The organism is Gordonia heveisoli, assembly GCF_030315745.1.
In the GTDB taxonomy this organism is placed as follows: Bacteria; Actinomycetota; Actinomycetes; order Mycobacteriales; family Mycobacteriaceae; genus Gordonia.
This window is the reverse complement of record NZ_JASXSH010000004.1, coordinates 1-21,504: the sequence shown is the minus strand read 5'-3', so window position 1 is coordinate 21,504 and position 21,504 is coordinate 1. Positions and strand designations below refer to the sequence as shown.

Genomic DNA, 21,504 nt, shown 5'->3' with positions numbered 1-21,504 from the left:
AGTGCTCGACGTCAACTTTTTCGACGAACTGAAGATCGGCCTGGCCACGGCCGACGATATCCACAACTGGTCGTTCGGTGAGGTCAAGAAGCCGGAGACGATCAACTACCGCACGCTCAAGCCCGAGAAGGACGGCCTGTTCTGCGAGAAGATCTTCGGACCTACTCGCGACTGGGAGTGCTACTGCGGCAAGTACAAGCGGGTGCGCTTCAAGGGCATCATCTGCGAACGCTGCGGTGTCGAGGTGACCAAGGCCAAGGTGCGCCGTGAGCGGATGGGCCACATCGAGCTCGCCGCCCCGGTCACCCACATCTGGTACTTCAAGGGTGTGCCGAGCCGGTTGGGCTACCTGCTCGACCTGGCGCCGAAGGATCTCGAGAAGATCATCTACTTCGCCGCCTACGTCATCACCGCGGTGGACGACGAACTGCGCCACAACGAACTCTCGACCCTCGAGGCCGAGATGGAGGTCGAGAAGAAGGCTGTCGCCGATCAGCGCGACGTCGACCTGAACGAGCGTCAGCAGAAGCTCGAGCAGGATCTCGCCGAGTTGGAGGCCGAGGGTGCCAAGGCCGACGTCCGCCGCAAGGTCAAGGACGGCGCGGAGCGTGAGATGCGCCGTATGCGCGATCACGCCCAGCGTGAGCTCGACGCGCTCGAAGAGCTGTGGGACAAGTTCGTCAAGCTCGCTCCCGGCGACCTGATCATCGACGAGAAGCTCTACCGCCAGCTCGAAGAGCGGTACGGCGAGTACTTCCAGGGTTCGATGGGCGCCGAGGCGATCAAGAAGCTCCTGGAGACCTTCGACATCGATGCCGAGGCGGAGTCGCTGCGCGACACCATCCGCAACGGTAAGGGCCAGAAGAAGCTGCGTGCGCTCAAGCGGCTGAAGGTCGTCGCGGCCTTCCAGCAGTCGGGCAACTCGCCGCTGGGTATGGTCCTCGACGCCGTGCCGGTGATCCCGCCGGAGCTGCGTCCGATGGTCCAGCTCGACGGTGGCCGCTTCGCCACCTCGGACCTCAACGACCTCTACCGTCGTGTCATCAACCGCAACAACCGCCTCAAGCGACTGATCGATCTGGGTGCGCCCGAGATCATCGTCAACAACGAGAAGCGGATGCTGCAGGAGTCGGTCGACGCGCTGTTCGACAACGGTCGCCGTGGTCGTCCGGTCACCGGACCGGGTAACCGTCCGCTGAAGTCGCTGTCGGATCTGCTCAAGGGCAAGCAGGGTCGTTTCCGTCAGAACCTGCTCGGTAAGCGTGTCGACTACTCGGGCCGTTCGGTCATCGTCGTCGGCCCGCAGCTCAAGCTGCACCAGTGCGGTCTGCCGAAGCTGATGGCGCTCGAGCTGTTCAAGCCGTTCGTGATGAAGCGTCTGGTCGACCTGAACCAGGCGCAGAACATCAAGTCGGCCAAGCGCATGGTCGAACGTCAGCGCCCCGCGGTGTGGGACGTCCTCGAAGAGGTCATCGCCGAGCACCCGGTGCTGCTGAACCGTGCACCCACCCTGCACCGACTGGGCATCCAGGCTTTCGAGCCGCAGCTGGTCGAAGGCAAGGCGATCCAGCTCCACCCGCTGGTGTGTGAGGCCTTCAACGCCGACTTCGACGGTGACCAGATGGCCGTGCACCTGCCGCTGTCGGCGGAGGCGCAGGCCGAGGCACGCATCTTGATGCTGTCGTCGAACAACATCCTGTCGCCGGCCTCGGGTCGCCCGCTGGCCATGCCGCGTCTGGACATGGTGACCGGTCTGTACTACCTGACCACCCTCAAGGAGGGTGCGGCAGGCGAGTTCACCCCGGCCACCGCCGACGACGTCGAGCGTGGCGTCTACTCGACCCCGGCCGAGGCCATCATGGCCGTCGACCGCGGTGCGCTGACGGTGCAGTCGCAGATCAAGGTGCGTCTGACCAACCAGCGTCCGCCGGCCGACATCGAGGAGCAGGAGTTCCCGGAGGGCTGGCGTTACGGCCAGGCTTGGGATGCGTCCACGACCCTGGGTCGGGTGCTGTTCAACGAGCTGCTCCCGGTGGAGTACCCGTTCGTGAACGAGCAGATGCCGAAGAAGCGTCAGGCCGCGATCATCAACGATCTCGCCGAGCGTTACCCGATGATCGTCGTCGCGCAGACCGTCGACAAGCTCAAGGACGTGGGCTTCTACTGGGCTACCCGTTCGGGTGTCACCGTCGCCATGTCCGACGTTCTGGTGCCGCCGGCGAAGGCGGAGATCCTCGAGCGTTACGAGGAGCGGGCCGACGGACTGGAGCGCAAGTTCCAGCGTGGTGCCCTCACCCCGGACGAGCGGCGTGATGCGCTGGTCGAGATCTGGAAGCAGGCCACCGAAGAGGTCGGCAAGGTCATGGAGGATTACTACCCCGAGGACAACCCGATCATCATGATCCCGCGGTCGGGTGCCACCGGTAACTTGACCCAGGTTCGTAACCTGTCGGGCATGAAGGGTCTGGTGACCAACCCGAAGGGTGAGTTCATCCCGCGTCCGATCAAGTCCTCGTTCCGTGAGGGCCTGACCGTGCTCGAGTACTTCATCAACACGCACGGCGCCCGAAAGGGTCTGGCGGACACCGCGCTTCGTACCGCTGACTCGGGTTACCTGACCCGTCGTCTGGTGGACGTCAGCCAGGATGTCATCGTTCGCGAGACCGACTGTGGCACCGAGCGCGGCATCATCGTGCCGCTCGCGGAGAAGAGTGCCGACGGCACCATCATCCGTGACGCACATGTGGAGACCTCGGCGTACGCCCGGACCCTGGCCGCGGATGCGGTCGACGAGAACGGCAACGTCGTCGTCGAACGTGGACACGACCTGGGCGACCCGGCCATCGAGGCTCTGCTGGGTGCGGGTATCACGCAGGTGAAGGTCCGTTCGGTCCTGACCTGTGCGACCGGCACCGGCGTGTGTGCACACTGCTACGGCCGTTCGATGGCCACCGGCAAGCTCGTCGACATCGGCGAGGCCGTCGGTATCATCGCCGCCCAGTCGATCGGTGAGCCCGGTACCCAGCTGACGATGCGTACCTTCCACCAGGGTGGCGTCGGTGACGACATCACCGGTGGTCTGCCGCGTGTCCAGGAGCTCTTCGAGGCTCGCGTGCCCAAGGGTGTCGCGCCGATCGCGGAGGTCTCCGGCCGGATTCGCCTGGAGGACGACGACCGCTTCTACAAGATCACCATCGTCCCCGACGACGGTTCCGAGGAAGTGGTCATCGACAAGATCTCCAAGCGTCAGCGTCTGCGTGTGTTCAAGCACGACGACGGTTCCGAGCGTCTGCTCGCCGACGGCGATCATGTCGACGTGGGTCAGCAGCTCATGGAGGGCTCGGCCAACCCGCACGAGGTGCTCCGCGTGATGGGCCCGCGCCAGGTGCAGATCCACCTGGTCAACGAGGTCCAGGAGGTCTACCGCAGCCAGGGTGTGTCGATCCACGACAAGCACATCGAGACCATCGTGCGTCAGATGCTGCGTCGCGTGACGATCATCGATCACGGTTCCACCGAGTTCCTGCCCGGTTCGCTCGTCGAGCGCGCCGAGTTCGAGGCGGCCAACCGCCAGGTCGTCACCGAGGGTGGCGAGCCGGCTGCCGGTCGTCCGGTGCTCATGGGTATCACCAAGGCGAGCCTCGCGACCGATTCGTGGCTGTCGGCGGCGTCGTTCCAGGAGACCACGCGTGTCCTGACCGATGCGGCCATCAACAGCCGCAGCGACAAGCTGATCGGTCTGAAGGAGAACGTGATCATCGGTAAGTTGATCCCGGCCGGTACCGGTATCAACCGCTACCGCAACATCCAGGTTCAGCCGACCGAGGAAGCCCGTGCGGCGGCCTACGCGGTGCCGTCCTACGACGACACCTACTACAGCCCGGACGGTACCTTCGGTGCTCCGGCCGGCGCTGCGGTGCCGCTGGACGACTACGGTTTCTCCAACGACTACCGGTAGTCACCCACAGTTCGAACGACGCGACCCCCGCACTCCTGGTAAGTGCGGGGGTTGTGTCGTTGTGGGGAAGGTTTCGTCTGGCGTGGGACCCATCGGCGCCTGCAGGTCGGGGATGGTCCAGTCGGTCGAGTTGAGGATCGAGTCGGTGGTCGCGATCCACTCTTCGGCAGGCAGACAGCGTGCCGCGCAGCCGAGCGCCAGCGCAACCGAGTCGACGGCGGCGATCACCCGCTGTGGCCGACCGTATCCCTGGCACCACCGGAACGGCCCGGCACGCCGCGGTTTCGACTTCATGTGTTTGCTGCGCCGAACGTGGGTTTCCGGGTGACCCGGCGGAACCCAGATTCCGGGGCAACCGTGTGCCCGATGGAATCGCAGGGCGCTTGTCGACAGCGCTGATACACGACAAATGCGCGCGCCGCGAGTTCCCGAAGTGAGTAGACGCCGGAGGTGCAGGCGCCACTGGTGCGGTCGGAGGTCATGTCCTTCTTGGACGCGCCCGGGGCACCTTTGGTTCCGTTACAGCACCGTGCCGGGTGCGGGAGCGAAGGTGGTCAGGCCGAGAACCGGACTGCGGCCTTCAGCTGAGCCGCGGTGGCCGAGCCGACGCCCAACGGCCACCGGTGCATGACGTACTCGCTGGCCTGGTCGACGCCGAGCTGGCGCGACGAGTTGCCGGTGCGGACCCAGAACTCGGGGGCGGCGTTCTTCCCGGGACGCAGATAGACCGGGCGGGGTGAGGCGGAGCATCCGATGCGGCACACCGGCCGGGTGTTTCCGTCCCCGGCGGCCAGTTCCTCGACGACGACCTCGATCGCCGCGGCCGCATTCTGGCCCAGTGCGGTGGTGAAGAGGTCTCGCAGCCACAGTTCGAAGCGGTCGGCGTCGGGCACCTTGAGGGTCCCGTAGTCGGCGTCGAGGCCGAGCAGTTCCCCGTCGTCGGCGACTCCGACCAGCAGGGTGCCGCCGTCGGCGTTGAGGAACGCCGACACCGTCTTGACGATGACCTGCTCCATCCGAGGGTCCTTGTCCCCGGTTCGCATGTTGATGCGTGCTGTCGACTTGAACTCGACGTCGGCCGATTCGCCTGCGGCGATCAACGCGGCGATGTCGACCGGGACCGGCCGCTGGAAATGTGCCGCGACCGCGCCGTAGGCTGCGACCGCCAGGATCGAGCTGACCAGGGAGATGGCGACGGTGAGGGGGCTCCACACGCGGAGGTGGCGGTCGATGGCGCCGGCGATGAAGAGCCCGAGCGCCGAGCCCAGGATCGACAGGACGATGCCGGTGGTGATGTTCAGGTGCGCACGGCGGCGGAGCAGCCAGCGTGCGGTACCCCCGAACATCGCGGCCAGCACGAGGATGACGACGAGCGCGCCTGAGGTGTTCCACAGCGGCACGGCCGAATCGGTGACGCGATTCACGGGGTGAGTCCTCTCGGGGTGAAGGGGCGCTCCTCAGTATCGCCGATGGGATGTGGGTGCTCGCGGCCGGTCGCAAAGCAGGCAAAACAGACTATTCGGTACCATTTCTGCTCATGTTCTCCTCGCGCCGCACAGGCGATATCGGTTCCTCGCTACCTCTGGTGGTGTGCGCATGACCAGCCAGATCGACGACCCGCAGGTGCCCAGATCCGAGCCGGCGCCACCGGCGGGCGACCCCGCTCCGGTCGTGGCCGACCAACCGTCCTTCGTGAAGATCGTCGGGTCGACGATCTTCATCAGCCGCTGGCTGCAGGCGCCGCTGTATCTGGGCCTGATCGTCGCGCAAGCCGTCTACGTCGTCCTGTTCTGGAAAGAACTCGTCCACCTGATCACCGACTTCGCCGGACTCGGCGAAGAGGAGATCATGCTCATCGTCCTGGGGCTGGTGGACGTGGTCATGATCGCGAATCTGCTGATCATGGTCATCATCGGCGGCTATGAGACCTTCGTGTCCAGGATTCGGATGGAGCAGCATCCGGATAAGCCGGAATGGCTGAGCCATGTGAATCCGAATGTGCTCAAGGTGAAGCTGGCGATGTCCATCGTGGGCATCTCGTCGATCCACTTGCTGAAGTCGTTTATCGAGGCGAGCAGCCTGTCGTCGGAGACACTGATGTGGCAGACGATCATCCACTGCGTCTTCGTCCTGTCGGCGATCGGGCTGGCGGCCATCGACTGGATCACCAGCAAATCCACCCACTAGGTCTGATGGCGGTCCGGCAGGTACTGCACCGACCAGCGGTTGCCGTCGGGGTCGGTGAAGTAGACGAAGTGCCCCCACGGCTGGATGTCGACCTCACCCACGTCCACCCCGGCGGCAAGCAGGTGCTCGCGGGCGGCATGGATGTCGGATACGCAGACCATCAGCTCGCTCGGCGAGCCCGGGGGTTGGTCGGATAGACCTTCGCCGAAGACGATCGAGCAGTGCGATCCGGGTGGGGTGAACTGAACGAAGCGGACTCCGCCGCCCGGGCTCAGGTCGTGGTCGGGGTGAAAGCCGATCGAGGTGTAGAAATCCTTGGCGCGGTCGACGTCGGTGACGGGTAGGAAGGCGACTTCGAGGGTCCAGTCCATGGTGTCCTCCGTGGTGGTCGGTGGTGGAATCCGAGCGTGCTTGCGGTTCTGTGTCTACGCGCGATCGCGGACATCTGCGGTCCGGATTGCCGGATCTGTTGGCGCAGAACCGGACGGCCGCGCCCGCCAGTACCCTCGAAGAGGTGAGCACTGGCACGCCGCAACGGTATCGGTGGCTCCTGCACGTCGACCTCGACCAGTTCCAGGTATCGGTCGAGCGGATACGAAGCCCCGAACTGGCCGGTGTGCCGGTGATCGTCGGTGGCAACGGAGATCCGACCGAGGCCCGCAAGGTGGTGACCTGCGCGTCGTATGAGGCGCGGGAAGCGGGGGTGCGGGCCGGCATGCCACTGCGCGCGGCACACCGGAAGCTGCCCGACGCGGTGTACCTGCCGCTGGATATGGGCGCCTACGACACGGCCTCCGCCGAGGTCATGGATGTTCTTCGCGCGCAGGGATATCCGGTCGAGGTGTGGGGTTGGGACGAGGCGTATGTCGGGGTCGGGCCGCTCGGCTCCGAGGTCGACGCCCCGGATGACGATGCGATCGCCGACATCGCCGCCCGCATCGTCGACGAAGTCCGGCAGCGCTGCGGGCTGTTGTGCTGTGTCGGCATCAGCGACAACAAACAGCGTGCCAAGATGGCCACCGGGTTCGCCAAGCGACTCGAGGGGACTCGGGTGTTCGGTCTGGACGAGCGCAACTGGGCGGAGCTGATGGGTGAGCGCCCGACCCAGGATCTGTGGAGTGTCGGGCCCAGAACGGCTGCGAAGCTGGGGCAGCACGGGGTCGGTACGGTGGACGAGTTGGTGGCGACCGGACGCGATGAGCTCATCGGCTGGTTCGGTCCGCACCAGGGCAACTGGCTCTATGTGCTCAGCCGCGGTGGCGGCGACGCGACCATCACCGTCGAACCGTGGGTGGCGCGTTCACATTCGAAGTCGAGGACTTTTGCGACCGACCTCACCCGGCCGGGGGAGATGGCCGCGGCGGCCACCGACTTGCTGCGCGAGTTGCTCGAACAGGTACGCGCCGAGGGCCGCATGCCCTTTCGGGTGGCCGTGACCGTCCGGACCTCGACCTTCTATACGCGCACCAAATCCCGCAAACTACCCACGCCGACCGACGATTTCGCGGCGTTGGCTCCGGTGGTCGAAGACCTCTTGGGCCGCTTCGAACTCGACCGTCCGGTCCGCCTGCTCGGGGTACGACTGGATCTGGCAGATGAGCAGGACGGTACCGATCGGGACGGCAGGGATCTGGACCGCAGGGAGGTCGGTGAGTGAGATGAGGGCGAGGTGGGCGCGGGCAGAGTCCCGACGGCCGGCGGTGACCGCGGCGCTGGTCGTGGTCCTCGCGGTCGTCGGTATCGGTGGTCGGGCGGGCGCGGCGCCGCTGCCGGTCGACTACAGCTACCGCAGCGGCATCATCGCCGAACTGCGGAATCCCGGTGGATCCCTGCCGGGCACCAACGACTTCGGCTGTCGGCCCAGCGCCGCACATCCGCGACCGGTGATCCTGCTGCACGGCAGCGGCGGGGGCCGTCAGACCAATTGGGGCACGATTGCGCCGGTCCTGCACAACGCAGGCTATTGCGTCTTCGCCCCGACCTACGGTGCGCTGAGCGGCATCTGGCCGTCGTCGGCGATCGGCGGCATGGGGCCCAAGGTCGACAGTGCTTGGCAGATCAAACTGTTCGCCGAACAGGTCCTCACATCGACCGGTGCCCGCCAGGTCGACATCGTCGGGCATTCGATGGGCACCGAGATCCCCACCTACTGGATCAAGTATCTCGGCGGCGCTGGGGCGGTCGCGCATTATGTGTCGCTGGCGCCGTACTGGCGGCAGGGACCTGACTCCGACGACACCCGCGGCGAGACGATCGCCTGGTTCCGCGACCGATTGGGGTTGCCGGGGGGTCCGCGTGAGCCATGCCCGAGATGTGTTGCCCCGCCCCGGGATCGATCGTTCAACGCCGCGGTCCGTCAGCCGACGCCCTATGTGCCGGGCATCCGGTACACCAATATCGTCACCCGCGACGACCAGATCGTGACGCCATACACCGCGGGTCTACTGGCCGGCCCGCCCGGTATCTACGTCACCAATATCGTTGTACAGCAGGGATGTTCACGCGATCACGCCGACCATCTCGCGCTCACCGCCGATCCACGAGCGGCCGCACTGGTGCTCGGGGCGCTCGATCCGGCACATGCGCCACCGGTGCCGTGTGTCGCGGTCGCGCCCGCATTCTGACCCGACGTCGGGCAGGCTCAGGTGGCGACGTCGAGCAGCGGCACCAGCAGTTCGGCCGCCGTCCACGCGCCATGGTGGCCCACCATCCGCGACTCCACCGGTTCGTGTTCACTGCGGATCAGGGTCGTCGCCCCGCGGGCCACGGCGACGACGTCGCCGATCCGTTCCGCGACGGCGGAGGTCACTGGTGTGCCGAACCAGCCTTCGTCGATGGCCTGTTCGCGGCTCACCACGTGGGCGGATCCGTCGAGTTCGGCGGTCCAGGCGGCCAGCACGTCGTCGGCACCGTGTGGCTGCGCGTAGACGTGGCGAACCCTGGCCTCGCCTGCGATGTCGGCGACACCCGCACGCAGGGTCGGTGCGGCGTCGATGTCGACGGAGTTTTCGGCGGCGATCATGCCGTGGTCGCCGGTGACCAGCAGGCAGGCATCGACGGGGAGGTCGGCGGCGAGGTCGGCGACCAGGCGGTCGACGACGGCGAGCTTCTCCAGCCAGGCCGACGACCCCGGGCCGTGGATATGACCGGCCATGTCGAGTTCACTGAAGTAGGCGTAGACGAAGCGCAGATGAGAACTGTTGCGTGCGAGTACGCCGCCCACCGCGGCGCGGATGCCGTCGGGGGTGACCGCGGGTAGGTAGCGACCCGCGGCGCGGAAGGCTACCTGTGTCAGACCCGAACCGCGAAATTCGCCGGGCATCACATAGGTGATCCGGACTCCGTTGTGCGACAACCACTCCAACCCGCTCGATGGTTCGTCGGCAGTATTGCTCACCAGGGAGGGCGGGTAGGTGACGAGGGCCGATGGGCCGTCCGCGCTGTCCAGCGACCAACGCAGCGCGTTGAGTACCCGGCGCGATCCCCGGGTGCGACATTCATCCCCGGGCCGGAAGCTGTAACCGATGATGCCGTGTACCCCGCACGCGGTCCCGCCGGTCAGGCTGGTGAGTGAGGTGGCTGTCGTCGCGGGGAACCCGGCGCGCAGCGTCTGGGTGCGCATCGATGCCAATGTCGGCGCGTACGAGGCGAATTCGTCGAGTAACACCGATCCGAGTCCGTCCACCAGAAGCAGTACGACGTCTTTGCGTTCGGGTATGTGCAGCGCCGGAACGTCGGTGGAGGTCTGGCCCGCGCTGGGGTCCAGACCGAAGGCGGTCGCGATCGCGGGCAACACGTCGGCGAGGGAGTGCGGATATGCCGACCACGCCGCGGGTGGCAGATCGATCGAAACACTCACGCGCGTCCCGCTCCCAGCGTGGTCGTGCTGGTCGATACGCCCGACGGCGACTTCGAGGGTGACTTCGACGGCGATGGCACCGCCGACCCGGCCGGGCCGAGCACATAGTGTCCGGTCCGGAGGAAGCGGACCGAACGCGCCGCCTCGCCGTCGACGAGTAGCGGCGACAATGACCGACGCAGCGCCAGTCGCCAACGCGAGGCCTCGACGGGTCGGGTGCGGCGCAGCGTCTCGATGTCGCGGGGGATCGGGATGACCACCGTCGCGTCGTGAGTCACCGGGGTCAGGTCGGTCGTCGGGCGTGCGATATCGGTGGTGTCGATCCCGAGCACAGCGCCGGTGGCCAGCAGTGACTCGGCGGTGGGGTCGCCGTCGGCGTCGAGTCGTTCGGCCAGTTCGTCGGGATGTTCGGTGAGGGCCCAGGTGACCAGCACCCGGTCCGAGTCGTCGGTGCCACCGAGTTCGTCGCCGATATCGCCGTAGAAGTCCTCGTAGTAATGCCGGGGTCGCGCACCGAGTTTGGCGAAGTTGAAATATGCGTTGCGTGCGACGAGCGGGTCGAAGGTCCAGGTGATCGTCGTCAGCCCGCGTCGCAACGCCCACGCCCGCTGATGCATCTTCAGCGCATGTCCGACGCTGTGGCCACGACCGCGGCGCGACACCCCGGTCATATGGCTGTGCAGGTTCTCGCCGATCGGAGTGCCGAAGAAGGCCACACTGCCGCCGGCCAGATGATCGCCGAGAAAGGCCCCGGCGACGTAATTGCCCGCATGGGAGAGGGCGCGCAGCATGTCGGTGGTGACCGGACGCCTGCCCGGGTCGGGGCGCCAGACGTCGTCGAAGATCGAGACGAGTTCGTCGAGTTCGTCGGGGGACTGCAGTTCACGGATCTCCACGCCCGGGGGTACGTGCGGCATACGGCTCATTCTTCCATCCGCATGGCCTTCGCAGGACGATCTCGCCCGACTCGGCCGGGGATACGCCGACCTCCTAAGATGCAGGTCATGCCCGCCGACACCCGTTCACCGGCCGACATGCTGACGCGTGTCGGCGTCGGGGTGGCCGTGCCGGCGATCGCGGTGGCCGCCCACGGCGTGGCGTCGGGCACTGCTGCCAGTGCGCGGGGCGTGGCCCTGTGCGCCGCGATCGGCGCACTGCTGGCCACGGTCGACGGTGTGCGAGGGCGGTCGCGCGCGACGGCCGTCGTCGGCGTCGCGGCGCTGTTGGGGTTCGCACAGGTCGCCTGCCACTGGGCGCTGGTGCTCGGCGATCCGTCGCACGGATGGCACGACGGCCGTCCGTCGATGATCGGGAGCCACCTGGTGGCCATCCCCGTCACCGCAGTGGCCGTGGTCGTGGCCGCGGCCTGCGCCGATCTGCTGACCGCGACGATCGCGGCGATCACCGCGTCGCGGGTGCCGCTGGTGGCCACCCGCCCGCGGGTCCTTGCGCGCCGGGTGTTCGCGCCCGCCACGGTGGCGTGGGGTGGTGCTGGAGTGCGCGGGCCGCCGGCCGGCCGCTGATCGCCCGTCCCGCTGTCGCGCCGGTTCGCCGGCCGATGGACCCTGCCGTCGAAAGAGGTACTCCTCGTGTTTCGCAATTCTTCCCGCGTGCGCGTCGCCACGGCGACCCGCCGCCTGCTCGTCCCAACCGCGGCCGCCGCGGCTGTCAGTCTCGCCTCCCTCCTTGCCGCACCGAGCGCATCGGCACACGTCACAGCCAACGCGCCGACCGTCACCCAGGGTGGGGCCGGGGTCGTCACCCTGGTGGTGCCCAATGAATCCGACACCCCGACCGTCTCCGTCCGGGTCACCCTGCCCAATCTCAAACGCGCGTACCCGCAGACCTCGCCGGGCTGGAAGGCGGTTGTCGTCAAGGACACCGCCTCGGACACCGTCACCGGCATCGTCTGGACGGCCGATCGCGGCCAGGGCATCCCAGTCGGGCAGTTCGGCGAGTTCCGGCTGCTCGGCGGGGCCTTCCCCGAGCAGGCGAGTGTGAGCCTGCCGACCGTGCAGATCTATGAGAGCGGCGAGAAGGTGGAGTGGACCCAGCCCGCCAATCCGGACGGCAGCGAGCCCGAGCGGCCCGCACCCACGCTGACCCTGCCGGCAGGTACGGGCGACCATCACGGTGGACACGGCCAGACCCCGCCCGCATCGTCGGCCGCGTCGATGCCGGACGATCACGACGCGCATGAGATGGCGGCCCCCGGTGACGCGACGGACGACACGGCCCGCTGGATCGGGGGGATCGGGCTGCTGATCGGTGCGCTGGGCACGGTTGTCGCGGTCGCGGCGCTGACCCGGTCGCGCCGGACGGAGACGACCTCGACCGAATCGGGGTCCGACGATGCGTAGAACCACGATGCGCCGCCTGCCGTTGGTGATGATCGCTGCCCTGTTGCTCTGTGTGGGTGTGGTGGGGACATGGGCTGCTCCGGCCGCGTCCGCCCATTCGCGTCTGAAGTCCTCAGACCCGGCCGACGGCGCCAAACTCGCCACCGCCCCGGCGCAGGTCACCCTGACCTTCAACGAGGATCTGCAGTCGTCCTTCGCGACGCTGAACGTCGTCGGCCCGGACGGTCACTACTGGCAGCAGGGTGACCCGCGGGTGGACGGCGCGACGATCAGCGTCGCGCTGCGGGAACTGGGGCCGGTCGGTGAGTACCGGATCAATTTCCGGGTCACCTCCGGCGACGGTCACCCGATCGAGGGCCGACGCTCCTTCGAACTGACGGTCGCCGGTGGGGGTACCCCCGGCCCGCTCGCCGAGAGCGAGCAGCCCGGCTCCGAAGGCGACGGTCTGTCGGTGGTGCCGTTCCTCGTCGGCGGTGCGCTGATACTGATCGTCGGACTCGGCGTGGTGTTCTGGCTCGGTCGGCGTAAGCCCGGATCTGCCGGGAAGTCCTGATCGTCGATGATGCGGGCCCGCACCGGTGATCTGCTGATCGCCACCGCATTGCCCGTGCTGCTCGTCGGGGTGGGTGTTTGTTGGGTACTCGCCCGCCCCGACGGGCCCGGCGCGGTGGCATTGCCCGCGTCGATTGCGCTCGGAGCCTCGACCGTCCTGCTCGGGCTCGGCGCGTTGCCGAGTCTGGGGGCACAGCCATCCACACGGATCATCGGTGTCCTTGCGGCACTGTGGTTGTCGGCGTCGGTCGTGGCCGGCTGGTTGCGCACCGCGGATCAGTCCGGGGTGGCGGCGGTCGACGTCGACATCGATCAGTTCGGTACCGCGATGAGCTCCGGTGCCGCCGAACTCGTCTCGGCCGCGGCCGCGCTGCTGATCCTGGCGTGGGTGAGCGTCGACCTGCTCACCGCGGTGGTCATCGGGGTGCGGGCGGTCGCGGTCGTCGCGGCGGTCGGTGTGCTGGCGACCGCGGTCGGTGGCCATGCCTCCCTGCATGTCTGGGGTCCGGTACTGGTCGGTGCGCACGCGCTGGCCGCCGCCTGGTGGTGCGGCACCCTGGCCGCGATGGTACTCACCCTGCGGGGCCGATCCGGCTGGGCGGCAACCCTTCCCGAGTTCTCCCGGTTCGCGGTGTGGGCGGTCGGGGTGATCGCGGCGACGGGGGTGATCGTCGGGGTGGTCGAGGTCGGCGGGATCACCGAACTGGCCACCACCGGCTACGGCCGGATCCTGCTGGCCAAACTCGCCGGACTGTCGGCGTTGGCCGGCCTGGGCTGGTGGCACCGGCGCACCTGGGTGCCCGCGGCATCCCGGCACCGCATGTCCGAGGCGGTCTCGGTTCGCCACGGCGTCGCCGAGGTGATGCTGATGGCTGTCGTCCTCGGCCTCGCGGCCGGATTGTCGGCGACTGCGCCGTGAGCGGTGGTTCGAGTGTCGTGAGCAGCTTTCAGTGCTGTGACATCCACATCACGAGCGTCTGACCGGGTTCGCAATCGGGTAGCACCGGATGTCCCGGGCAGTCGCGCTAACGCAACGCCGCACGCTGATCCCACAACGTCGCGATCTCGTCGAGGATGTCGGTCGCCATGTTCAGGGTGCTGAGGTGGCTGTCGCCGGGGAGCATGAACAGCTTGGCGTCGGGGAGGAGCGAGACCATGTGCTCGCCGTGTTCGAAGGGGACGATGTGGTCGGCGTCGCCGTGCCACCACCGGACCGGCACCGTGACGTCGGAGACCCGGAAACCCCAGTCGTGGGCGAAGGCGACGATGTCGTTGAAGGGGGCCTCCATGCGGCGGCGGCCGCCGTGCAGCAGGTCGTTGAGGAACATCGCCCGGAACTCGGGGCGGGCGAGTGCCGCCCGGTCGGCCTCGGGGGAGAAGCGGCCGTAGATGCGGATCGCCGGATCGGCGATCGGTCGTGCGACGCCCAGGATCGTGCTGAGCACCTTGCCGATCGGGGCGCCCGCCACCTCGACCGCCGGGGCGACGAAGCTGCCCAGTTCCATCAGACCGCCGCCGATGGCCTCCGGGCCGACGCGCGGTGCGACACCGCCGAGAATCCCCGCCGCGACGACCCGCTCAGGCATCGCATGCGCGGCCGCCAGCGTGTACGGCCCGCCACCGGAGAGCCCGATGACCGCGAACTCGTCGATGCCGAGGGCGTCGACCACCTTGGCGAGATCGTCGGCGAAGGCGGCGACGTTGGCGTAGTGATACGGCGTCGACGACCCGACGCCGGGCCGGTCGATGCCGATCAGCCGGATGCCGTGGGTCACCGCATGTTCGCGAGCCTCGGTGGGGATCTGGCGCCGGGCACCGGGGGTGCCGTGCAGCCAGACCATCGGGCGGCCGGTGGCCTCACCGTATTCGGCGAACCCGATCCGTCGCTTGTTCTCGCCGACGGCGATCGACCCCTCGATCTTGGGGCGCGCGATATCCAGCATCCCTCTAGCATGACATGACCCAGATCACACCCGATCGGTTGGTCGGCATTTCCCGCGACCCGATCGAAGCGGGTGACCATCCCACCTTCACGCCCGTGCGCGCGTAGCGTCATGAGGGTGGCACCCAAGTTCGTCAGCGGTTCGATGCGAGCCGCCAACCATGTGTTCAAACCCCATCCGGTGGCCGGATTGCCGGCCGGTCGGCTCGTCGACCTGCCCGGACGCGGTCAGACCTTCGTCACCGACTCCGGTCCGCGCGAGGCCCCGCCGGTGTTCCTGCTGCATTCGGTACTCACCACGGGCTTGCTCTGCTGGTACCCGAGCCTGTCGGCGCTCACCGAGCGCTATCGGGTCATCACGATGGATCAGCGGTGGCACGGTCGGGGTATCACCTCGCCGGGATTCGACCTCGATGACTGCGCCGACGACGTCGTCGCACTTGCCGACGTGCTGGGGATCGACCGGTTCACCGCGGCCGGCTTCTCGATGGGCGGCGGTATCGCGCAGCTGACCTGGCGACGACATCGCGATCGGGTCGGCGGACTGGTGCTGTGCTCGACCGGGCCGTACTTCACCACCAACGACCCGCAGCATCGGGCCCAGGCGCACCGGACCGGACGGCTGCTCACCCCGCTCTACCGGATCCTGCCCCGGCCCTCGGCGAAGCGGCTCGACGACACCACCGGCCATGCCGCGCTGTGGGCGATCCGCCAGTTCTTGTCGACGCCGCTGTCGCATCTGGGTGACTTCGGGGATGGATTGGGGCGCTTCGACTCCCGCGACTGGCTCGGCGAAGTCGATGTGCCGACCGCCGTGGTCGTCTCGACTCGTGACAAGGTTGTCGAACCCGCGCGTCAGCAGTTGCTCGTCGACGGAATACCGGGTGCCCGGCGGTTCGACGTCGACGGCGGACACGCCTGCTGCGTCCTCGGCGCCGAATGGTTCATCCCGCCCTTCGTCGAGGCGATCGACACGGTCACGGCCGCCGTCACCGCTCGCGGACCGCTCGCCGAATCCTGACCGGCGCGACTACCGGACGGCTTCGGTCACCTCGGCCACCCAGGCCGAGTACAGCGGAACCCCTTGCCACAGATGGCCGCTGGCCTCCGATGATGTTCCGACGATCACCGCGAACGGATGGCAGTATTCGAGTTCGACGATCGTCCCGCCGGTGGCCGGGGTGAACAGTGCGTCGGGTTCCTCCGATGGGATCGTGTCGGCGAGCAGTGCGGTGAGTAAGCCGCCCGCGACGATCGAACTACCGCTCACCCCGGCCGCGGTGAACCCCGTCGCGGTGAACTCCAGGTGCGTGGTGTGTTCGGCAAGTGCGGTGTCGTAGGGCGGACCGACACGTTTCACGACACCTTCGTGCAATGTTCGCCAGTGATCGAGACCGTAGGTCATCAGGTCGTAGGAGCCAGTCGTCGACCACGCCGGCATCAGTGATGAGTTATGTTGCTGTTCAACGAATCCACCCGCGTACAGTGGGCTCGATCCGACCCGCCACCAGTCGCCCTCGCCCGCACTCAGCTGGGCGTTGGTCAGAAAGACGCGTTCGCCGGAGGAGAACCGTCGCAGGACGCGTAGCGCGGCGGCGTTGACCTCGTCGGGACTGCGGTGCGGGTCGGCGATCACCGATGCGACGAAAAGTCCGTTGGGACAGCGGTTGAGGGTGAGACCGACCAGTCCGAGTACGCGGTCGCGGACGAGTCCACAGTCGGGACCCGAGCTGCGCAGCACCCGGGAAATCGGCCAGTCGTCACCGAGTTCCCCGGCCGGGCAGATCTCCAGCGGCATCGGCCACGTTCCCGCGGTCACCGCGGCGACGGCGGCGGTGAGTGCCGGTGGGGCGGCCGAGAATGGCTGGAAGTGAATCGGATCATGTTCTCCGGACGGATCTTCGGCGATGATGCCGCCGGTCCGCTGACGCGTCCAGTGCTCGATGTCGAAGCGGTCGGGAATACCGCGGCCGGTCCAGTGGCCGCGTTCGGCGAGTTTGTCTGCGACAGCGTCGATGCCGGGTAGGTCGATCCCGTGACCGAGCCACAGCATCGATGAGATGGTGCAGCCGGGGTGCGGCTGGTCCAGGACATTCCACAGAGCCTCGCGTGTGCGCGCGGCGTCGCCGAACAGTTCCGGCGCAGCCTGTTCCGACACCGAACCGAGCAGCGCGAGTTGGGCCCACATCGCCATCGGCGAGATCGCGTACTGCTGCTGCGTGACCGGCGGGGCGAGGGTGGGATTGTCGGGGATGACGGCCGACAGTGCGGCATGCATACGTCCGAATCGCGCCGCATATGAGCTCAGCACGTCACCGATCATCGATTGATCTCCCCCTAGCCGCTTGCCGGTCGCCTGATCCTACGGTTCGGGGCGCGTCGGCGTCGACGGTGTCGGATGTGTGAATGTCGGCCGGCCTGGTCGCGCGATCAATTTTGTCGGTGGCTGGCGATAGGTTGTGGGCAGCAATCGAAACCGGGTATCGCCAGGGGGTGATTGAGGATGACGGCCGCAATCGAGGACAGCGCGGAAGCGTTCCTGGCGTCGCTGCCCGCCGAGCGGGTTGCCGGTCATGCCCGGATGGTGCATCGCTTCGCCCGGGAGGCCGAGGCACGCACCGTGTATCTGGCGTACCGCATCGGGCTGGCGGTGTTCGACGAGTTCTCCCGTCCCCGCCGTTGTCCCACCCATACCCATGGTCGCCGGATCACCGATGCTGCGATGAAAGCGGCGATCGGGGAAATCTCGTTGCAGTTGAAGGTTTCTCGTAGCCAGGCCGCCCGTTGGGTGGCGTTGGCCGACCTACTCGTCGACCTGCCCCTGGTCCGGCGGTCCTTCCTCAACGGTGAGCACAGTCTGGCCCGCATCACCCTGATCGCCCACGCATTGATGCTGCTCGATGCCGAGGTACGTGATGGTGCGCAGGCGGTGGCCTTGGACCTTGCTGAGCGATATACCGCGGATCGGACGTTACGCGATCAACTCGACGAACTGGTCATCTCCCTGGACCCCGACAAAGCCGTCGATGCGCGAGACGATTTCGCCGAACGCCACCAGAACGTGGTCATCACCGGTGACGCGCACGGCCACGCCACCATCGCCGCGACCGTCCCGGCCGAACATGGGGTGTTGCTGGCCAAACAGATCGCCGCACTCATCGACGCCCGTATCTGTATCGATGACCCCCGGCCGATCGGGCGGCAACGCGTCGCCGCGCTGGCCGAACTGCACGGCTTACCCCAGGCGCACCTGAGGTGTGCGTGTGGACGTGCCGACTGTCCCAAAAACACCACCCCACCATCGGAATCCACTACACCAGAGCCCGCCACCGAGGACGCGGGCTCTGACACGGGGCTGGTGGTGCCGTCGTTGACGGTGTTCACCGATCCCGCAGGCATCGCGGTGCCACATCTACTCGGCCATGGTGCACTCGATGCCGCCCATGCCGCCGACATTGTCGATACCGGTCTCGGACAACCTTATCCACTCACCATCGACACCACCGGGCTGGTAGTGGCCGGGACCGAGGTGGCGCCGATCATCGACCCGGCCGGGCATGGCGGGTTGACCCGGCCCCCGCCCGGAGCGTTGCGGTACCGGCCATCACCGCGGTTGCGGGCACAGATCATCGCCACCGACAAGATCTGCCGCTACCCCCTGTGTGGGCGGCCGGCCGATGAATGCGAACTCGACCACCTCGTCCCCTTCGATCCCGATCATCCCGAACTCGGTGGATGGACGATCGCAGCCAACCTCATCCCGCTGTGCACACCCGACCACCACCGCAAACACCTCGGGCTATGGATACCGACCATGCACGCCGACCGTTGCATCAGCTGGCACAACCCCCGCACCGGACAAACCATCATCACCCGACCCCGCTGACGGCCGGTCGAAGCCCGTCGCGACGGTCAGATGACCGTGACGTCGTCGGCGAGCCATTTGCCGTCGACTCTGTTCAGCTCGACGATCAGTTGGGTTTTGGTGGTCGATCCCTGCGGGGCGATGAGACTCGACGTCTTCTGTTCGGCCAACACGATCACGGTGGCGGTCGTGGCGTCGATACGTTCGACCGCGGCGTGGCTGACCGTGCCGGTTGTCACCACCTTGGACGTTTCGTACACGGTGCGCGAGGAGTCGAGGGTTTTGCGCCATTTCGCGGCGAATTCGGGGGTACTTAGCGGTGCGATCGCAGCGGCGGGAGCGTCTGGCTGCCGGTAGTCGAGCGACATCATGGCAGTTGCCACCTTCCGCGCGACGTCGACCGCCTCGGCCCGCGAGGCGTCGACCGCAGCCGCTTGAGACTGCTGTGCGTCCGCTTGGCTCGTTGCGGAATCGTCGTCGGAAGAAGTCGCGTAGAGCACCGCGAGGACGCACGTGGCGGCGATGAACGCCGCCAGGAGCAGTGACAGAACCACGATCACGCCGGTGCGGGATTTCGGCGGCGTCTGCGTCGGCCATCCTGGGGGAGGGGGGTTGGGATTGTTGTGCCACTGCGGCGTCATCGGGGGTGTCGTCATCCGAGTCACAGTAGTGGGACCGCTGGTGCTCGAAGCCGGGATGGGGCCCACGACGTGCGGATCGCAGTCTGTCGGATGACGCTTGGCTGATCTCAGACCGATCGCTGCTGCGAGACACGGTGGGTGTCCGGCGCGGCATCTCGTACGCGTGCCTGTAAGCTCGTCTCGGCCCCGCTCGCGGGGCTTGCCCCTATAGCTCAGTTGGTAGAGCTACGGACTTTTAATCCGCAGGTCCCAGGTTCGAGCCCTGGTGGGGGCACTCCGCTTCACCATCACCCTCCGGTCCTCTGGGCCGGGGGGTTTTGTCGTTCATGGGTCAGGACACGGGCCGGGCCCTGTACGCCGATTCAATGCCGATGGGCGAAAATGTGGTGGCCATCACTATCTGGAGTTGTGTGCCAGAAGCGGTTTGCAGCACGGTCTGCGGATGGGAGAGTGCAGGTCAGATAGGGTGCGGGTGGTGGCCGACCTAGCGATTTGTGCTTTGAGCTCGCGGTGTCTTAAGCTGATCGAGCTCCCAACGGAGAACACCGGCCCCCTTCGTCTAGCGGCCTAGGACGCCGCCCTTTCAAGGCGGTAGCGCGGGTTCGAATCCCGTAGGGGGTACGCCTGCGCGGTGCGGTAACGTGTCACGCGGATAACTGAATATGCAGTACAGCAAGGCCCTGTGGCGCAGTTGGTTAGCGCGCCGCCCTGTCACGGCGGAGGTCGCGGGTTCGAGTCCCGTCAGGGTCGCAAAAGGTTTCGGTGCACACCGTACCTTCCGGCCAGGTAGCTCAGTTGGTACGAGCGTCCGCCTGAAAAGCGGAAGGTCGTCGGTTCGATCCCGACTCTGGCCACCTTGCTGAAAAGCCCCCGGTAATCCCGGGGGCTTTTTCAATTGCGGGTTAATTGCCAAAATGTGTGTATGGCTGTCGGCGTGTCGAGGTGTTAGCGGCGTGATCGTCCGGCCCAGCCGGTTTGGATGCCGTTGCCGTCTTCCCAGCTGAAGTGTGTGCCCATGTCGGGTCCGATGTGGTCGTCCTCGGGTGTGGAGGCCGGTCGTGCTGGTGGTGGGTTGTAGTGCTGGGGTCGGACGAGTGTCCATGGCTGGTGTGGGTGGGTGGTGAGGCTGTTCAGTGTCCATTCCGCTGCGCGTCGGGCGTGTTCGGTGGGCAGGCCTCGGTGCGCGCGGAATAGGTCTTTGAGGGCCTTGTTCGGGCCGCCTTCTAGTGGGGAGGTGGTGCGGTGCAAGGGGTGGTCCTCGGTGGTGAGGGCGGGGTCGATCCAGGTGAATAGTTGGTTGCCGGTGATCAGGCGCCGGAACATGCCGCGGGTCATGCGTAGGTCGCGGTGGGTGTACCACCAGGTGCGATGTTCGGGCACGCCGGTAGGGCGGGTGGTATGCGCTCTGGCGTAGGTGCGGTGCCGCAGAAAGCTGTCCCAGCGTTGTTCCCAGTCGTTGTAAGCGCCCAGCCACAACACCGCTTGGTCGGGGTTGCGGATATTCATCAATGCTCTTGTCAGCGACCGTATTTCGCGGCCGGCGTCCAGTCGTGGTCGGTAGGTGTGGTGGCGGCGGACGGTTTGGAAGATGTGGAAGTAGCAGCGTTGGATGCGGGTGTGAGGCCAGTCTTCGGCGAGCGCGGCCTGTAGTCCGGTGCCGCCGTCGATGACGGCGACTTTCGGGGCTGGTTGCCGGGCCAGGATTTGTTGCCAGGCGATCTTCTTTTCCCGATCGCACCATTGCCAGTCGATGACGTGGCGGCCGTCGAAGGCGATGAGTAGGCACCAGGACTGGAAGTAGGTGCCGTCGAGCATCAGCACGTCCGCGGGTGTCGTCGAGGGCGGTGGTGGCGGGATCGTGATGTTCCAGCACCAGGCTGTTTCTCGGAAGAAGGTGCGGGTGCTGGTGGCCAGTTCGCCGGGCTTTCGGCCATCGAGTAGCCAGGCCCCGAACGCTACGAGTTGGGCTTTGCGGGTGATGTCGGGGCGCGACTGAGTGAACGAGGCACCACAGGTCTTGCAGCGCCAGCGGGTGCGCCCGGCGCTGGTGCTGCCGTTCTTGACGAGCTTGCGACCACATACACCACACGACGGCGAATTCCGAGGACCTGACACCGAACATGCTTTCAGAGCATGTTCA

At 66.9% G+C, this 21,504-nt stretch carries 19 protein-coding genes and 4 tRNA genes; 14 read left to right on the top strand and 9 right to left on the bottom strand.

What is annotated here, in order from left to right; translation table 11 throughout:
- The first annotated feature begins 1 nt into the window (after position 1).
- A complete protein-coding gene (locus QSJ18_RS04580; protein ID WP_286325086.1) occupies positions 2 to 3,958 on the top strand; it encodes a DNA-directed RNA polymerase subunit beta' in 3,957 nt (1,318 codons plus the stop codon).
- On the opposite strand, the gene QSJ18_RS04575 is transcribed toward QSJ18_RS04580, so the two are convergent.
- Together QSJ18_RS04575 and QSJ18_RS04570 are read right to left on the bottom strand one after the other, a co-directional pair.
- Positions 3,959 to 4,252: a hypothetical protein gene (locus QSJ18_RS04575; protein WP_286325085.1), complete on the bottom strand. Its 294-nt coding sequence runs from the start codon at positions 4,250 to 4,252 to the stop codon at positions 3,959 to 3,961. It abuts the gene before it with no gap.
- Positions 4,253 to 4,512: 260 nt separating this feature from the next.
- Positions 4,513 to 5,382 (bottom strand): AlbA family DNA-binding domain-containing protein, encoded by an 870-nt coding sequence (locus QSJ18_RS04570; RefSeq protein WP_286325084.1) that lies wholly within the window; start codon positions 5,380 to 5,382, stop codon positions 4,513 to 4,515.
- A 172-nt stretch (positions 5,383 to 5,554) separates the two neighbouring features.
- Between QSJ18_RS04570 and QSJ18_RS04565 the strand changes: the two genes are divergently transcribed.
- On the top strand, positions 5,555 to 6,145 hold the full coding sequence (locus QSJ18_RS04565) for a TIGR00645 family protein (protein WP_286325083.1): 591 nt from the start codon (positions 5,555 to 5,557) through the stop codon (positions 6,143 to 6,145).
- Here QSJ18_RS04565 and QSJ18_RS04560 read toward each other — a convergent pair.
- Entirely contained in the window at positions 6,142 to 6,516 is a 375-nt protein-coding gene (locus QSJ18_RS04560) for a VOC family protein (protein ID WP_286325082.1), read from the bottom strand. The two genes, QSJ18_RS04565 and QSJ18_RS04560, sit on opposite strands and share 4 nt — an antisense overlap.
- Positions 6,517 to 6,659: 143 nt before the next feature.
- Between QSJ18_RS04560 and QSJ18_RS04555 the strand changes: the two genes are divergently transcribed.
- Positions 6,660 to 7,802 carry a DNA polymerase IV gene (locus QSJ18_RS04555; protein WP_286325081.1) on the top strand — a complete coding sequence of 381 codons (1,143 nt, stop codon included), beginning with the start codon at positions 6,660 to 6,662 and terminating at the stop codon, positions 7,800 to 7,802.
- Position 7,803: 1 nt separating this feature from the next.
- Complete coding sequence (locus tag QSJ18_RS04550) at positions 7,804 to 8,769, top strand: esterase/lipase family protein (protein ID WP_286325311.1); 966 nt, start codon at positions 7,804 to 7,806, stop codon at positions 8,767 to 8,769.
- Positions 8,770 to 8,786: 17 nt separating this feature from the next.
- Here QSJ18_RS04550 and QSJ18_RS04545 read toward each other — a convergent pair whose 3' ends face one another.
- Together QSJ18_RS04545 and QSJ18_RS04540 are read right to left on the bottom strand one after the other, a co-directional pair.
- Entirely contained in the window at positions 8,787 to 10,004 is a 1,218-nt protein-coding gene (locus QSJ18_RS04545; RefSeq protein ID WP_286325080.1) for an alkaline phosphatase family protein, read from the bottom strand.
- Entirely contained in the window at positions 10,001 to 10,921 is a 921-nt protein-coding gene (locus QSJ18_RS04540; protein ID WP_286325310.1) for a GNAT family N-acetyltransferase, read from the bottom strand. Before QSJ18_RS04540 ends, QSJ18_RS04545 begins: the two co-directional genes overlap by 4 nt.
- Before the next feature lie 87 nt (positions 10,922 to 11,008).
- Here QSJ18_RS04540 and QSJ18_RS04535 point away from each other — a divergent pair, with 87 nt between their 5' ends.
- From QSJ18_RS04535 to QSJ18_RS04520, 4 genes are all read left to right on the top strand, one after another.
- A complete protein-coding gene (locus QSJ18_RS04535; protein ID WP_286325079.1) occupies positions 11,009 to 11,527 on the top strand; it encodes a YtxH domain-containing protein in 519 nt (172 codons plus the stop codon).
- Between the two features lie 87 nt (positions 11,528 to 11,614).
- The gene (locus QSJ18_RS04530) at positions 11,615 to 12,364 is read left to right on the top strand and encodes a YcnI family copper-binding membrane protein (protein ID WP_286325077.1); all 750 of its coding nucleotides are present in this window, start codon (positions 11,615 to 11,617) and stop codon (positions 12,362 to 12,364) included.
- The gene (locus QSJ18_RS04525; protein WP_286325076.1) at positions 12,357 to 12,917 is read left to right on the top strand and encodes a copper resistance CopC family protein; all 561 of its coding nucleotides are present in this window, start codon (positions 12,357 to 12,359) and stop codon (positions 12,915 to 12,917) included. Before QSJ18_RS04530 ends, QSJ18_RS04525 begins: the two co-directional genes overlap by 8 nt.
- A gap of 6 nt (positions 12,918 to 12,923) precedes the next feature.
- Entirely contained in the window at positions 12,924 to 13,835 is a 912-nt protein-coding gene (locus tag QSJ18_RS04520; protein WP_353507202.1) for a CopD family protein, read from the top strand.
- A gap of 106 nt (positions 13,836 to 13,941) precedes the next feature.
- Here the strand turns inward: QSJ18_RS04520 and QSJ18_RS04515 are convergent, their stop codons facing one another.
- Positions 13,942 to 14,859, bottom strand: a complete 918-nt coding sequence (locus QSJ18_RS04515; RefSeq protein WP_286325074.1) for an alpha/beta fold hydrolase — start codon at positions 14,857 to 14,859, stop codon at positions 13,942 to 13,944.
- A gap of 144 nt (positions 14,860 to 15,003) precedes the next feature.
- Here QSJ18_RS04515 and QSJ18_RS04510 point away from each other — a divergent pair, with 144 nt between their 5' ends.
- The gene (locus QSJ18_RS04510) at positions 15,004 to 15,879 is read left to right on the top strand and encodes an alpha/beta fold hydrolase (RefSeq protein ID WP_462475989.1); all 876 of its coding nucleotides are present in this window, start codon (positions 15,004 to 15,006) and stop codon (positions 15,877 to 15,879) included.
- 9 nt (positions 15,880 to 15,888) lie between these two features.
- Here QSJ18_RS04510 and QSJ18_RS04505 read toward each other — a convergent pair whose 3' ends face one another.
- Positions 15,889 to 17,181, bottom strand: a complete 1,293-nt coding sequence (locus tag QSJ18_RS04505) for a hypothetical protein (RefSeq protein ID WP_286325071.1) — start codon at positions 17,179 to 17,181, stop codon at positions 15,889 to 15,891.
- 180 nt (positions 17,182 to 17,361) lie between these two features.
- Between QSJ18_RS04505 and QSJ18_RS04500 the strand changes: the two genes are divergently transcribed.
- Positions 17,362 to 18,744, top strand: coding sequence for an HNH endonuclease signature motif containing protein (locus QSJ18_RS04500; RefSeq protein WP_286325070.1), 1,383 nt, complete (start codon positions 17,362 to 17,364; stop codon positions 18,742 to 18,744).
- A 26-nt stretch (positions 18,745 to 18,770) separates the two neighbouring features.
- On the opposite strand, the gene QSJ18_RS04495 is transcribed toward QSJ18_RS04500, so the two are convergent.
- Positions 18,771 to 19,379: a hypothetical protein gene (locus tag QSJ18_RS04495; protein ID WP_286325069.1), complete on the bottom strand. Its 609-nt coding sequence runs from the start codon at positions 19,377 to 19,379 to the stop codon at positions 18,771 to 18,773.
- Positions 19,380 to 19,565: 186 nt separating this feature from the next.
- Here QSJ18_RS04495 and QSJ18_RS04490 point away from each other — a divergent pair.
- The 4 genes from QSJ18_RS04490 (at position 19,566) to QSJ18_RS04475 (ending at position 20,218) form a co-directional block, all read left to right on the top strand.
- A tRNA-Lys gene (locus tag QSJ18_RS04490) sits at positions 19,566 to 19,638 on the top strand.
- Between the two features lie 274 nt (positions 19,639 to 19,912).
- Positions 19,913 to 19,985: transfer RNA gene (locus QSJ18_RS04485), tRNA-Glu, on the top strand.
- A 55-nt stretch (positions 19,986 to 20,040) separates the two neighbouring features.
- A tRNA-Asp gene (locus tag QSJ18_RS04480) sits at positions 20,041 to 20,114 on the top strand.
- A 30-nt stretch (positions 20,115 to 20,144) separates the two neighbouring features.
- Positions 20,145 to 20,218 (top strand) — tRNA-Phe (locus tag QSJ18_RS04475).
- Positions 20,219 to 20,309: 91 nt separating this feature from the next.
- Here QSJ18_RS04475 and QSJ18_RS04470 read toward each other — a convergent pair.
- The gene (locus QSJ18_RS04470; protein ID WP_286325308.1) at positions 20,310 to 21,479 is read right to left on the bottom strand and encodes an IS1249 family transposase; all 1,170 of its coding nucleotides are present in this window, start codon (positions 21,477 to 21,479) and stop codon (positions 20,310 to 20,312) included.
- Between the last annotated feature and the right edge of the window lie 25 nt (positions 21,480 to 21,504).

Coding starts and splice junctions, on each gene's coding strand:
- QSJ18_RS04575 (WP_286325085.1), bottom strand. CDS start 4,252: ATGAAGTCGAAACCGCGGCGTGCCGGGCCGTTCCGGTGGTGCCAGGGA.
- QSJ18_RS04565 (WP_286325083.1), top strand. CDS start 5,555: ATGACCAGCCAGATCGACGACCCGCAGGTGCCCAGATCCGAGCCGGCG.
- QSJ18_RS04560 (WP_286325082.1), bottom strand. CDS start 6,516: ATGGACTGGACCCTCGAAGTCGCCTTCCTACCCGTCACCGACGTCGAC.
- QSJ18_RS04550 (WP_286325311.1), top strand. CDS start 7,804: ATGAGGGCGAGGTGGGCGCGGGCAGAGTCCCGACGGCCGGCGGTGACC.
- QSJ18_RS04540 (WP_286325310.1), bottom strand. CDS start 10,921: ATGCCGCACGTACCCCCGGGCGTGGAGATCCGTGAACTGCAGTCCCCC.
- QSJ18_RS04535 (WP_286325079.1), top strand. CDS start 11,009: ATGCCCGCCGACACCCGTTCACCGGCCGACATGCTGACGCGTGTCGGC.
- QSJ18_RS04525 (WP_286325076.1), top strand. CDS start 12,357: ATGCGTAGAACCACGATGCGCCGCCTGCCGTTGGTGATGATCGCTGCC.
- QSJ18_RS04520 (WP_353507202.1), top strand. CDS start 12,924: ATGATGCGGGCCCGCACCGGTGATCTGCTGATCGCCACCGCATTGCCC.
- QSJ18_RS04515 (WP_286325074.1), bottom strand. CDS start 14,859: ATGCTGGATATCGCGCGCCCCAAGATCGAGGGGTCGATCGCCGTCGGC.
- QSJ18_RS04510 (WP_462475989.1), top strand. CDS start 15,004: ATGCGAGCCGCCAACCATGTGTTCAAACCCCATCCGGTGGCCGGATTG.
- QSJ18_RS04505 (WP_286325071.1), bottom strand. CDS start 17,181: ATGATCGGTGACGTGCTGAGCTCATATGCGGCGCGATTCGGACGTATG.
- QSJ18_RS04500 (WP_286325070.1), top strand. CDS start 17,362: ATGACGGCCGCAATCGAGGACAGCGCGGAAGCGTTCCTGGCGTCGCTG.
- QSJ18_RS04495 (WP_286325069.1), bottom strand. CDS start 19,379: ATGACGACACCCCCGATGACGCCGCAGTGGCACAACAATCCCAACCCC.